12 protein-coding genes are annotated in these 13,000 nt (G+C 65.9%); 5 read left to right on the top strand and 7 right to left on the bottom strand.

Going from position 1 to position 13,000, the window contains the following annotated elements:
* Positions 1–52: 52 nt before the first annotated feature.
* A complete protein-coding gene (locus tag ACPPVQ_RS08815; RefSeq protein ID WP_426521193.1) occupies positions 53–2,125 on the bottom strand; it encodes a heavy metal translocating P-type ATPase in 2,073 nt (690 codons plus the stop codon).
* Between the two features lie 79 nt (positions 2,126–2,204).
* Here ACPPVQ_RS08815 and ACPPVQ_RS08810 point away from each other — a divergent pair, with 79 nt between their 5' ends.
* Complete coding sequence (locus ACPPVQ_RS08810) at positions 2,205–2,843, top strand: MBL fold metallo-hydrolase (protein WP_426520676.1); 639 nt, start codon at positions 2,205–2,207, stop codon at positions 2,841–2,843.
* A gap of 10 nt (positions 2,844–2,853) precedes the next feature.
* Here the strand turns inward: ACPPVQ_RS08810 and ACPPVQ_RS08805 are convergent, their stop codons facing one another.
* On the bottom strand, positions 2,854–3,117 hold the full coding sequence (locus ACPPVQ_RS08805) for a hypothetical protein (RefSeq protein WP_426520674.1): 264 nt from the start codon (positions 3,115–3,117) through the stop codon (positions 2,854–2,856).
* Between the two features lie 34 nt (positions 3,118–3,151).
* Complete coding sequence (locus tag ACPPVQ_RS08800; protein WP_426520673.1) at positions 3,152–3,652, bottom strand: DUF1269 domain-containing protein; 501 nt, start codon at positions 3,650–3,652, stop codon at positions 3,152–3,154.
* A 145-nt stretch (positions 3,653–3,797) separates the two neighbouring features.
* Between ACPPVQ_RS08800 and ACPPVQ_RS08795 the strand changes: the two genes are divergently transcribed.
* The gene (locus tag ACPPVQ_RS08795; RefSeq protein WP_426520671.1) at positions 3,798–3,941 is read left to right on the top strand and encodes a hypothetical protein; all 144 of its coding nucleotides are present in this window, start codon (positions 3,798–3,800) and stop codon (positions 3,939–3,941) included.
* Positions 3,942–3,948: 7 nt separating this feature from the next.
* Here ACPPVQ_RS08795 and ACPPVQ_RS08790 read toward each other — a convergent pair whose 3' ends face one another.
* Entirely contained in the window at positions 3,949–4,557 is a 609-nt protein-coding gene (locus ACPPVQ_RS08790; RefSeq protein WP_426520669.1) for a DUF1992 domain-containing protein, read from the bottom strand.
* Between the two features lie 26 nt (positions 4,558–4,583).
* Between ACPPVQ_RS08790 and ACPPVQ_RS08785 the strand changes: the two genes are divergently transcribed.
* Positions 4,584–4,793, top strand: coding sequence for a hypothetical protein (locus tag ACPPVQ_RS08785; protein ID WP_426520667.1), 210 nt, complete (start codon positions 4,584–4,586; stop codon positions 4,791–4,793).
* A gap of 3 nt (positions 4,794–4,796) precedes the next feature.
* On the opposite strand, the gene ACPPVQ_RS08780 is transcribed toward ACPPVQ_RS08785, so the two are convergent.
* The 3 genes from ACPPVQ_RS08780 to ACPPVQ_RS08770 are packed head-to-tail and all read right to left on the bottom strand — an operon-like array spanning position 4,797 to position 9,965.
* Positions 4,797–5,027, bottom strand: a complete 231-nt coding sequence (locus ACPPVQ_RS08780; protein ID WP_426520665.1) for a hypothetical protein — start codon at positions 5,025–5,027, stop codon at positions 4,797–4,799.
* 17 nt (positions 5,028–5,044) lie between these two features.
* Entirely contained in the window at positions 5,045–5,452 is a 408-nt protein-coding gene (locus ACPPVQ_RS08775; protein ID WP_426520663.1) for a hypothetical protein, read from the bottom strand.
* A gap of 46 nt (positions 5,453–5,498) precedes the next feature.
* Positions 5,499–9,965, bottom strand: coding sequence for an FtsK/SpoIIIE domain-containing protein (locus tag ACPPVQ_RS08770; RefSeq protein WP_426520661.1), 4,467 nt, complete (start codon positions 9,963–9,965; stop codon positions 5,499–5,501).
* Positions 9,966–10,507: 542 nt separating this feature from the next.
* Here ACPPVQ_RS08770 and ACPPVQ_RS08765 point away from each other — a divergent pair.
* Together ACPPVQ_RS08765 and ACPPVQ_RS08760 are read left to right on the top strand one after the other, a co-directional pair.
* On the top strand, positions 10,508–11,689 hold the full coding sequence (locus ACPPVQ_RS08765; RefSeq protein ID WP_426520659.1) for a hypothetical protein: 1,182 nt from the start codon (positions 10,508–10,510) through the stop codon (positions 11,687–11,689).
* Positions 11,686–12,672 (top strand): ABC transporter ATP-binding protein, encoded by a 987-nt coding sequence (locus ACPPVQ_RS08760; protein WP_426520657.1) that lies wholly within the window; start codon positions 11,686–11,688, stop codon positions 12,670–12,672. The genes ACPPVQ_RS08765 and ACPPVQ_RS08760 overlap by 4 nt, the downstream gene beginning before the upstream one ends.
* The last annotated feature ends 328 nt before the right edge of the window (positions 12,673–13,000 follow it).

Genomic DNA, 13,000 nt, shown 5'->3' with positions numbered 1-13,000 from the left:
GCGCCGCCGTTGCCCTCACGCCTCGGTAGACCATCCGTTCGGCGCGCCGCGCTCAGTCGAGCTTCGTGCGGCGGAGCAGCTGGGCGTTCAGTGCGACGACGATGGTCGACCCTGACATCAGCACGGCGCCGAGGGCCGGCGATACGACGAACCCGAGCCCGATCGTGACGCCGGCGGCGAGAGGGATCGCGATCACGTTGTAGCCGGTCGCCCACGCGAGGTTCTGCAGCATCTTGCGATACGTCGCCCGCGAAAGCCTGATGACTTTCGCCACCCCGCGCGGATCGCTCGACGCGAGCACGATCCCCGCGGACTCGATCGCCACATCCGTCCCCGCACCGATCGCGATGCCGACATCCGCTTGTGCCAGCGCAGGCGCGTCATTGACCCCGTCGCCGACCATCGCCACACGGGATCCGTCGCGCTGGAGCTGCGCCACGGCGCCGGACTTGTCGCCGGGGAGCACTTCGGCGAAGACCTCGTCGATCCCCAGCTGGCGCGCCACGGCGTTTCCCACGTCCCACGAGTCGCCGGTCAGCATCGCTACCCGAACTCCCCTTGCGCGCAGGGTTTTCACGGCTTCCACGGATTCCGGGCGCACGACGTCGGCGAGGGCGATGAGCCCGACGACCTCGTCACCGCGAAGGACGAACACCACAGTCCGGGCATCGCGGGCAGCATCCAGGGCGGCATTGACGAGTTCGGCGGTCGGGGTGAGCCGGCGCTCGGTGAGCACGCGCGGGGCGGCCACGACCACCGGCGCGCCGTCGACCACCGCCGAGACGCCTCGCCCGGCAAGAGCCTCGAACGCTGCCGCGCGCACGACTGCAATGCCGCGGTCGCGCGCTTCCGCGACGATGGCACGACCGATCGGATGCTCGGCCGGAGCCTCGACGGACGCGGCGAGCGCCAGCACATCGTCTTCGCTCTCCCCTTCGGCGGCCACCACGGCGACGACACCCTGGCGCCCTTCGGTGAGCGTTCCGGTCTTGTCGAACAGCACGACATCGATGAGGCGGGCATCCTCCATCGCGTGCCTGTCACGTATGAGCAGGCCGTTCCGTGCCCCCAGCACCGTCGAGATCTGTGCGACGAGCGGGATGGCCAGGCCGAGGGCGTGCGGGCAGGCGATGACGAGCACAGTGACGACGCGCTCGAGCACGAAGGCCGGATCGCCCGGGGCGAGGATGGTCCAGACGACGAGCGTGAGGGATGCCGCCCCCAGCGCGACGTAGAAGAGCCATGCCGCAGCACGGTCGGCCAGCACCTGCGTCTTCGACTTGCTCGCCTGGGCATCGGAGACCAGGCGCATGATGCCCGCCAGTGCCGTGTCGCCGCCGAGTTTCGTGACGCGCACCACCAGCGAGCCGCTGCCGGAGATGCTCCCCGCGACCACGTTCTCGCCCGCCGACCGTGACACCGGCTTCGACTCACCCGTCAGCAGCGATTCGTCGAGGTCGGATGCGCCCTCCACGATCTCGCCGTCGACGGGCACGCTGGAGCCCGGGCGAACACGCACCAGGTCGCCGATCGAGAGTGCACTAACCGGCACGGTCTCGAGGCGTTCGGTGCCCGGTCCGCCGAGCATGCGTTCGGCTTCGTCGGGCAGTAGCTTGGCCAGCTGCCCGAGCGCGTCCTGCGCACCCATGACGGCCGACATCTCGATCCAGTGCCCGAGCAGCATGATCGTGATCAGCGTCGCCAGCTCCCACCAGAAGTCCATTCCGGACAGTCCGAAAGTCACGGCCAGGCTGTAGCCGAACGCCACGACGATCGCGAGCGAGATCAGGGTCATCATGCCCGGCTGCCGGTCGCGGAGTTCCGCCACAGCCCCGCGAAGGAAGACCATACCGCCGTAGAGGAAGATCGCGACGCCGAAGATCGCCGGAATGTATTGGCTGCCGGGGAATCGAGGCCCGTCGATTCCGAGGATCTCCTGGAGCCCGCGAGAGAAGACGAGCGTCGGGATCGTCAGCGCCAGGGACACCCAGAACTTGCGGCGGAACACAGCTGGGTCGTGGGCCGAATGGTCGGCGTGCGACCCGTGTTCCGCGTGCGGGTCATGGTCGCCGTGGGCAGCATGATCGTGCGCGGATTCGTGCGTCGCGTGGGTCATCTCGTTCATATCCACGCTTCAACAGTACCCCTAGGGGGTATATTCCTCAAGATTTGCACGAGAGGGTGGATGGGTGTTTGCTCAAACCATGAAGCTGACGAAACTCGAGCACGCCGCCCTGATCCTCGAAGAAGCCGGAAAAAAGCTCTTCCTCGACCCCGGATCATTCACGACACCACTCACGGACACCGCAGGGGCCGTGGCCGTCGTCATCACGCACGAGCACGCCGACCACTGGACGCCGGAACAGCTGGGGCGCATCCTCGACATGAACCCGGGCATCCCGATCTACGGGCCCGCGGGCGTCGCATCCGCCGCCACCGGCATCGACGTGACCGTCGTCAACGCGGGGGATGTCGTGACGGCCGAGCCGTTCACGCTCCGCTTCTTCGGTGGCCGGCACGCCGTCATCCACTCGAGCATCCCGGTGGTCGACAACCTCGGCGTACTCATCAACGACGAGCTCTACTACGCCGGCGACTCCTTCACGATTCCCGAGGGAGTCGATGTGGATGTCCTTGCCGTGCCCGCGGGCGCACCCTGGCTCAAGATCGCCGAAACCATCGACTACGTGCTCGCAGTGAAACCGAAGCGGAGCTTCCCCACTCACGAGATGGTGCTCTCGCGCGGCGGCAAAGACATGTCAAACGCGCGCATCGCATGGGCGACGGAAGAGAACGGCGGCGAGTTCTTCCCGCTCGAACCGGGCGACTCGCTGGACCTCTGACGCGCTGGAGTCAGCGGCCGTGCTCGGCGAGGATCTGGTCCACGTCGATGCGCTTCAGGAGCGCAGGCCAATCGATCGACCGCGCCTCGCGCTCCTTGTCCTCATCGGCGAGGATGCGGCCGTTGCGTTCGACGACGATGCCGAGCGGCAGCATGCGGTTCAGTTCTGCGAGTATCGCATCGTCGACCGCTTCCGTGTCGAAGTCGGCACCGACCTGCGCGTAGTAGTCGCTCGAAAGCGTGTAGGAGACGATTCCTGCTTCGACCTGGCTCATGACGCGCAGTCTAACGCTGTGCCTGGTGCTGGTGTCAGACTTCGACACCGCCGTCGCGGGCGAGTTCGGCCTGCGCCGATTCCCCGATCTCCAGCGTGACCAGAGTGCCGCCCATCGTGTCGAACTGTTTGCGGACCTCGCCGAGGGCTACCTGGGTGGCGTAGACCACGACGGCCCACCGTCCGGGGCGCAGTGCCTTCGCGATCTGTTTGCGCACGTCCCCGTCGACCGTGTCGTCGCTCGACTCCATCGTCTCGAACACCGCGCCTATCGTGCCCCCGACGGCAAACCCTGCGACCGGGGTAGTGACGAGCGCGCCGAGAATCTGGCCGAAGGCAGCAGCCTCGGTCACGTCGAGGGGTGCGGCCGGGTCGTGGGGCGCGCTCCTCAATTCGATATGGCCATCCCTGCCGACCGCGATCCAGGCGGCGTCTGCCAGTCGGAGGAGGGCGATTCGATGCAGTTCGAGCACCTTGTCGAATGCCACAGTGGCGTCTGCTTCTTTGTCGAAGCCGAAGATCATGAGTGTCGACATCGCGGGGTCCGTCCATCCGATTGTGAAGGTGCTGGAGAGCGACCGTACGCGCTCCACAGCCCCACGGCAAGGGGTGGACACGACGACTCCCGACACACCGTCCGGCCTCCGACGGGATCGCCGGTGCGAGCGCACAATCGGTGCCATGAAGACGTTGATCATCTGCGAACGGTGTGACGGCACGGGTGCCGACCCCGACCAGGACGGCACCGAGGTGCTGGCCTGCGTGGAGTGCGGAGGCGACGGCTGCCACATCACCTATTTCGCCGAATTCCAGCAGACGGCGTAGCAGTCGCTCAGCCCCGCCGTCGTGCGCGGCGGCGCTGGCGCCACGTCATCGCAGCGCGTTCGGCGGCCTCCCGCTCACGAGCCTCGGCCCCGTCCCTGTAGCGGCGCTCCCGCCTCTCACGCCATGCCACGACTTCCGCGTCGACATCGCGAACCGGCGTGACCACGGGCGGCCCGCCCTGGAGCTGACGTCTGGCCTCGACGACCCGCAGGTTGAAGTCTTCGAGCAGTTCTCTGACGGCGCTCTCGGATGGTGCGGCGTCCATGCGTTCCTCGAGGTTCGCATCCTCGGTGCGGAGCGTCAGCGCAGGAGGGCCGAGCCCAGTCAGGCTCTCCCGTTCGATCTTCTTGCGGATCCACCAGTTCGGATCGTGGATCTCGTGCAGGTTCCGCAACGGTTTGCCTGCGCCGGGCAGGTTGTCGAAGTCTCCCCTGCGCATCGCCTGGGCGATCGAGATCTCGACGTACTGCGTTCGCTGGTCCATTGTTGCCTGGCCCGACGTGTTCGTTTCGTCGTCGTCGCTGTCACTGCCCGGATGCTCGACGCCGGCGAGCCGGTCGACCTGGTAGCGGGCGACGTTCAACCGGGAGTCGCTCCGGTTCTTCTTCGCTGCCACAGCATCCAGCCTAAGTTTCTTGCGGCATGGTCGTCGAGTGCCAGGCGATGCGGTCCGCCCGCCCCTGTATCGGCATCGCCTTCGGCAAGGATGCAGGGATGCTCGTCCTCGGCGTCTTCCTGCCCTTCGTCTGGGCGTTCATGCCGGGCGCCAGCGAGGTCTACCAGCCCCAGCGGCTCGCCCGGCACGGCGATGCGCCGCCGCTCGAAGGGTACGGGTCGGGCCCGACGGTCTGATCGTCAGCGTCGCGGGCGGGTGACGATGAGGACGATGACACCGACGACGGCCATCACCAGCAGCACCGCGCCGAGGATCGTGAGCGCCTGCCCTGTGACCTTGTCCCCCGATACGACGAGGATCTGCCCGCCGTAGATGGCGACCGGGCTGACGACGATGAGCACGGGCACGCACACCCACAGCGCCATCCGAGCGGCGCGAGACGCCCGATCGTCGTCCGGTCGAGTGGCCATAAGGCGACGATACCCGGTTACAACTGCCTGACGGGAGCGCCCTCCGTCAGTTCGAGGATCTGGGCGGCGGACAGAGTCTCACCGTCGTGCCGCCACATCGTCGCCCCGTCGATGGTCACCTGGGTCGCCACATGCGACTCGCCGTCGGATGTCTGCCAGGTGATGAACTGAGAATCGGGCAGCCCGTCCCGCATCGCTCTGGCCCGGTCCCCCACCGTCCCGCGGTTCTCGACGACGAGGCCGTAGATCGTGAAGGCGTAGATGCCCAGCCCGAGCAACGCGAGCAGCCCGGCGACGGCTGGATACGGTTTGTTGTCGCTCACAAGCAGAAGGATGATTCCGACGATGATGAGGGTGGCGACAGCGAGAAAGGTCAGCCTCAACCACAGCGACGTGGTGGGTTTGAAGAGCTCGCTGATTTTCACGCTCTCATTGTGCATGACACGACTGTGAAAGCTGAGCAACCCATCATTACTCGATCGAACCGGTTACCGGATCGTCGGGATACGCAACGTGCACCCTGACGACCCTTCCCGAGTCGACAAGGATGCCCCGACCGACCGGGAACTCATTCCGGGTGACGCGCGGAAACGGAGTGCGGAAGAGCGCGAGCCCGTCCGACTCCTCCGGCTGCAGCACGAGCCCTGCCCGCGCTGTCTTGAGCTCCGCAAACAGCTGCCACGCGGACGGCGCGGTGACCGTATCCGCCTCGGCAAGGACGGGCACCCCTGCTCGCCGTGCGGCCTTGATAAGTCGCGCCACCTGCGATTCCGCCGGCGACCCCTCGAAGTCGCCGACGCCTTCGACGACGATCAGCATCGACGCCGCATCACCCGCCGACGGCCGCTCCAGGATCATTGCAAGACGCGTCGCAAGGGCTTCCGCCTCGTCCAGCCCGGCCGACGCATCCACCCAGTCAGTTGTGTCAACCAGGGCGCTCCGTCGGCTAGCCAAGAGGTAGGGCTCCAGCTCCGGATGCGTGTCCCTTGTCGCGCGGATGGCGGTAGTCATCGCTGTGGTACGCCCGGACCCAAAGGGGCCTGTAACCACGAAGAGACCGTCAACAGGTATGCCGATCGGCTCCAGGCTCTCGTCGCTGACCCCCAAGGTCGGGCGACCAGCGACGGACGGCGGCAGGTCACAAGCAGGAATGTGTGAGGCGAGGCGCTCGATCGGCTTCGCCTCCGTTATGGATGCCGCTCGCAACGTCGCGGCAATCGCCTCGATCCGCGCAGCCTGCACCCCGAGCTCCGCACTCCCGCCCGGCACCGCGATCTGCACCTCGTGCCCGCTCACTACGGCGCGGCCCGCTGGCGCGTCATCCAGCACATCCGCCTCCGCACCTGCGGCCGCGTAGTCCGACTCCCCCGCCAGCCGCATAACGATTCGCGAGCCGATGTTCGCCGTGAGAGTCGTCGGAAATGCGCCGGCCCTGTCCGCCGTCATCACGAGGTGCACCCCGAGCTGACGCCCTGTTGCCGCCACGGTGAGAAAGCGGTCGAAGAGATTCGCACCGGCCCGGAACTCATATTCGGTCCGGAATCCGCCGAAACCGTCGAGCAACAGGAGCACCCGTGGCGTCGGTCGGCCCGTCGCCGCACGGTACCCGGGCAAGGATGCGACCCGCGCCTCCGCGAAGGCCGCGGAGCGTTCGGCGATGGTCGCCTCGACGTCCTTGAGCATCCGGGTAACGCATTCGATGTCCGCGCCGGGAATGACGGACGACACGGTTGGCAGAGCCTCAAGCATGTTCAACGCGCCGCCGGCGAAATCGACCGCATGCACGATCACTGGATGCTCGGCGGCAGCACCGGATGCACTGGCCGCGATCGTGCGGAGCAGAGCGCTCTTGCCCGCGCCGCCGGTTCCGATCACAGCAACGTTGCCGACGGCGTCAAGGTCAAGCATGCATAGCGTCTGGCGCTGCGCCTCCGGCTCGTCGATCAGTCCGACCGGGATCCGTCCGCCGTCCGAGCCGGGAAGCAGGGCGAGGTCGACGAGGTCCGGAAGCTGGTCGAGCCACGGTCGACGAGGGATGTCCAGGTTTCGCGCGTCCGCGGCTCGCGCAATGGTCATGGCGAGCCGCTCGATGTCGCGGGAACCCTGCGGGCCACGCGCTCCGCGATCCGGGGGCGCCCACGCCTGGCCCGGGCCGAACGGCAGGTCCTGAACCTGCACATCCCGCGTACCACTGGCCTGCTCCGTGCGCCCGCCCAGGTATGCCGTCTGGAAGTCGAGTACACTTCCAGGCCCGAGCTTCGCGGCGGCGCGGCCGGGGATGCCCGGGTCGAAGCCGGCCGCGTCCGTCACGCCGAGAACATCGGAACTGTCGGCCTCGTCAGCCATGCGAAGGGCGACGCGCAGGTTGGTGTTCGCGCGCAGGCTGTCCTTGATCACGCCCGACGGACGCTGCGTCGCCATCACGAGGTGCAGGCCGAGCGAACGGCCGCGCTGGGCCACATCGATCACGCCATCGACGAACTCGGGGACCTCCGACGCGAGCGCGGCAAACTCGTCGATGACCAGGATGAGGGCAGGCGGCGCATCCGGATCGCTTCGCTTCTCGAGCACCTGCAGGTCTTTCGCCCCTTTGGCATTGAGCAGCTGCTCGCGATACCTGAGTTCGGCGCGCAGCGAGGTCAGAGCTCGTCTCACAAGGTGTGGCGTGAGGTCGGTGACCAGCCCGACGGTGTGCGGGAGGTCCACGCACTCGGCGAAGGCGGCGCCACCCTTGTAGTCGACCAGCAGGAAGGTCACCCGGTCGGGCGAATACTCGGAAGCGATCCCCATAATCCAGCTCTGCAGGAACTCGCTCTTGCCCGACCCGGTGGTCCCGCCCACGAGTGCGTGCGGGCCGTGAGCTCGGAGATCGAGGGCGAACGGCTCCGTCGGCCCCTGGCCGACAACGGCGCGGATGCCCCCGGCCTCACGCGGCGTCCCGGTGATCCAGCCGCGTGTCAGGCTGTCGTTCTTGAGCCATCGCTGCACGATCGCGGAGGCGTCGCTCGTCACCTTGCCCTCGTAGAGGTCGACGAACGGCACGTTGCGTGGAAGGTCTGTCTCATCGAGCACACGGGCACCTGTGTCGTCGACAGGCGCAATTGCCCTGGCTGCCGTGTCCGCCGCGATGGAGTCGACGCGTTCGAGGGTTTCGAGGGGAATGTCCTGACCGGACCGTACGAAGCCCACGCGCCCGCGCCCTGTCGTGTCCTCGACAGCGAGATAGGTGCGGCACACCACAGGGAGGCCCTCGACGGTCGGGGCGATCCACAGCACGAACACCCCGTAGTCGGGACCCTCATTGGCCAGTGCCACCAGACGCGAACGATCCGCCGGGGACTCGGGGGTCACGATCACGAGGATCGCCGGCGTCGCGGGGAGCTGTTCGACCGCGCTCCCGTGTGCCGCGTCGAGCTGACGCAATTCGTCGAGGCGCGATCGAATCCGCTCGCCACGTCCCGAACCGGCGGCCCGGCGCGCAGCGATCAGACCTTCGAGCTCTGCCAGCAAAAGGCTGCCGCCCGCGTAGTCGGCGACAAGTCCGTTCGAACGCACCGGGCTGTACGGCGAATCGACATGGGGCAGCCATTTCAGCCATTCCCAGTCTGTGGTGGTCTCGCCTGCGGCGAATCCGGAGATCACCAGATCGGCGGGAGAATGCAGGCCGGCGAGCTGTACGACCAGCGCTCGGGCCGCATCCCGAGCCTGAAGGCCGTCGCCCGCGATGCCGATCGCTCCCGCCCGCTCGAAATTCTCCGCAACGGGCACCGGGCCGACCTCGGCGAACTCGTCGACGAGGTCACGTGAGCGATTCCAGTCGTCGAGCTCCCCGCCGTTCTTCGAGGGCGCCTGCACGTTCGTCCTCGACGGCAGCCTCCCGGCGCCGAACCGAACCTCCATGAACGTCGTGTGTTCCGGGGTCCTGGTCCAGAGAAGGGGCGAGCGCGAACGCATCGCCTCCGCGATGCGGGCGGTGTCAGGTGATTCGGCGTTCCGCGCGGCGATCTCGTGCTCGCGGGCGCGTTCGAGACGTTCGCGAGCATCCGCCAGCCCATCCTCGAATCCGGCTCGGGCCGCTTTGCCCTTGCGAGAACCCTGGATGCGGTTGTCGAGCCAGGTGCCGACCATGATCAGCGGCGAGAGCGCGACGAACAGCAGCGTGAAGATCTGGTGCGTGAGCATGAAGATCGTGACCCCGAGCAGAACGGGGCTGATCAGCACGAGCAAGGGCAACCGGGCGGGCTGCGGCGGGGCTGGAATCTCGGGTAGCGTGATCGTCTCGCCCCGGTAAGCGGGCTCGACGCGCGGCGAACGCGAGAAATCGCTGCCTGCGTGAGCGACCGACGCCCGCTTCTGCGCCGGGAGCGTGACCACCTGCAGTTCCGACCCTCCGACCTGCACACGCGATGCGCCCGTGACGATCGCCCGCTGCACCAGGGCTCCGTCGACGTGTACGCCGTTGGCCGAGTTCAGGTCGGCCACGGTCACGGTGTCTTCGACGGTGAGGGATGCGTGCCGTCGCGACACTTCCGAATCTCCGGTCAGGAACACCGCGGCAGACGGGTCGCGCCCGATGACGTTCGCGCCGTGCGTGACGGTGAACTCGTGACCGGCCTCGGGGCCCGACAGTACTCGGACCACGGCGGCCGGTGCGTCGTCGCGCTCGTCACCCGCACGCCGTTCGGCCGCCGTCACCACCTCGACCCGGCATCCCGAGCGCAGGCTCGACTCGTGCACCTGCGCACCGGCGTTCAGGACCCGTCCCTGCCGTCGCCCCGGAAACTCGACTCTGAGTGTCAGCGGCGGGGTCCCATCCGGAGCTCCCGGACGCTCCGCCTGCAGACATCCAGCAATGTCGGCGATAGTCGCCGTCACGTCCGCGGTGACCACCACGTCGCGCTCCTCAGGGCCCTTGACCACCGTTAGCTTCAGCTTCACGTACTGCACCCCCAGACTCAGCCGCGAGTCTAGGAATCCGTGTGCTGTGTTCAGCGTCGCCGCCCGAGATGTCAGTAGTTGGATGCGCAGGTTTCGGTGACGCTGACAAATGCACCGATCGCCACCGATGTGCCGCGCAGCGATATGCATCCGACGGGTCTCGCGATAGAGGAGTTGACGGCGAGTCGATCGCGTTGCGCGGATCGGACGGCGCTGTGGGTCAGGGAGGAGCTTCGCCTGGACACACAGAGGCACGAACTTGGTCGTCTCGCGTAATGATCGGCCACCGCCGACCTCTTGTTAGTAGGTAGCTGAACCGTCGTCATTGGCATGCCAGTTCGCGGACTCGGTTACCGAAGCCCGCGTACTCCGCGGTATGTGTAAGTGAGAGGAGGTGGTCAGTCATGTCGGTCAAGAACATCGTTGAAGAGATTGCTCATGTCGAGCAGGTATTCGGAACCAGCAGCGCTGTCTGGCAGCACTAGCCGAATAGTGGGGGCGGGGAATCCCGCCCCCACCCAAGTTCTGACGGAGGAATCAGATTGACTGCCATTGATAGTGGTCCCGTTCTTGTCGCCCGAAAGATCGTGAAGGCTTCGAGGACAACCGGCTCGGTGCCGAACGCAATATACAGCCGCGCTTTGATTGCGTCGCTGCCGCACGTGCCGGTCGAAAGACCTCATTTCGCACCCAATTACGGAAGTGACCTAGGCGTGCGCTCCAGTTCGGATCCACGTGAGTACTTCGCGGGAACGGTCGAGCGTATGGGCATCCGCGCAGATATCGATTTGGCCGCGACCATTCGCGACGTGTCACAGGGGTGGGCTGAGGAGACGCTCACGGACACGCAATTGGCAGCGCACATGGATTCGCTGATCTCATTCGTCGGTTCATGGCATTCGGCGGCGGAGCTGGGTCGCCATGTTCTGGATTCGAATCGACCAGTGCTTTCGCATCGTGCGTTGACGTACATCGCCAGTGCGCAATCCGCGATTGGTTCGGATGAGGCCGGCAGATTGTTCCAGCTTGCGGGCGAAACCCCCGACGCGACTCTGCCTGACAAGGCGATGGCCGGCGTGAGAAGAGCCGCCTGGCTCATCAAGCGCCGCGGCGACCTCGTCGCAGGTAGCGTTCAGCTCGCAGAGACCATTCGCAAGATTTCCGAATGGGCCGACGATTTCTTGATATCCGCAGCCGATCGCTCGGTTCTTTCAGCAGTCTGTCTCAACCTGCAGGCTCTGAACCTTGCGCGGTCGCGGGATTTGAAGTCTGCACTCGAGACACTTCGACATGGAAATGAATTGATCCGGGCCGACGAGTTGGTCACGGTGGGTGAAGATGCGCGGAGACGCTACGCAGCGCAGATCTCTGTAAACATCGCGCAGGTCTACTGCAAGTCAGATATGGTGCCAGCTGCAGTCGCCCTCATGGCCGAACATTGTGAATGGGTGCGGGCCAACCATGTCGGCTCTGTATCCGAAGCTCTCGCCATTTACGGATACGCCCTCTATCTCAACGAAGACTACTCACTCGCCGAGACTGTCCTGGCCGAGTCGACCGCACTCATCGCAGAAGAGGGTGCCCCGTCACGCCTGATGACGGCCAGAAAGATCAGGGCAGTTTGTCTGGACCGGATCGGGAGGTCAAACGAGTGCTCGGACCTCGTCCGTGCCATTGAAGCCGATCCACTCGGCATCGATGGATTTCGCTGGGGCGACTCATGAACGCGACCGCCTTGACCTTTGAAAGCGTGTCTCGCGTCTTCAGCAGTGCATCCGGTTCGCGTGTTGCTGTTGACAACCTTGACCTCACGTTGAGTCGCGGGGAGATCCTGGGCTTGCTCGGGCCCAACGGGGCGGGCAAGACGACGACTGTCAAAATGGCTGCGACCTTGCTTGAGCCCAGTTCGGGAAGCATCACGGTCGCGGGAGTCGACGCTGCGCGGTATCCGCGCAAAGCGCGCGAAAACACCGGCCTTGTGCTCGGCGGGGACCGTGGCTTTTACATGCGGGCGACCGCTCGCGAGAACCTGCGGTTCTTCGCCGAACTGCAAGGCGTGAGTGGTCGTCGCCGCAATGCGCGCGTCGAACGGGTCTTGAAGACGGTGGGCTTAGCCGACCGTCAGAACGACAAGGTCGAGTCATTCTCCCGTGGCATGCGGCAACGCCTTCATATCGCGCGGGCTCTCGTCAACGAACCGACAGTTGTCTTGCTGGATGAGCCGTCCATTGGTCTTGACCCCGAAGCGGCTCGTGACCTTCGCGAGCTGGCGGAAAGCCTTCGCGAATTCGGCTGCGGAATCCTACTGACCACGCACTACATGGCTGAGGCGGAACAACTCGCTGACCGGCTTCTCATCTTCGACGCGGGCAGAGTCGTCGCGGAGGGAACGGTCAAAGAGATCGCAACCGTAGCTGGAATGTTCGCGGTGACAAGCTACCGAGCCGACATTTACGACGCTGAATCCCACGCGGCTGTGTCCGCACGAACCGATGTGTTGACGGCAACCGCACACACCGCCGCCGGACGCGCTTTCGTCGACGTCACGTGGTCCAGCCCGAATGCCTCCGAAGCGGCAGTCGCCGAGGTAGGGCATGTCCTGGTCGGCGCCGAAACAATCGGAACCCGCACCGCGACACTGGAGGAGGCCTACCTCGCCCTCCTGAGCACGGGTGCAGGCCGTTCTGGTCAGGACTCCGATGACTAGACGGCCTTCTTTACCTCGAGGGGCGCGCTCGTTCGTCGTGCTCGCATGGTTTCACTCCCGCCAGCTGCTGCGCACCTCGTTTTTCGTACAGCTCGCGATAGCCGCCCCCATGAGTTTCGGTCTCCTACGCATTCTCGGGGCGTTCGGAGCCGGCAATGGTGTGCCGAACTCCCTCTGGCTGCAGTCTGCGATTGCCGGTATGTGGGCGACGACGACGACGGCAGTTGGGATCATCGGATACCAACGGTTTCAGGGCACCCTCGAGTTCCTTGCGATGAGCACATTGGCGCCATCGACCGTGTTTGGGAGCCTCGCGTCTGCAGCGGCT

It is taken from the genome of Leifsonia sp. McL0618, assembly GCF_049994905.1.
Lineage (GTDB): Bacteria > Actinomycetota > Actinomycetes > Actinomycetales > Microbacteriaceae > Diaminobutyricibacter.
The sequence above is the reverse complement of the archived record's forward strand: the minus strand, read 5'-3'. Positions and strand labels throughout refer to the sequence as shown.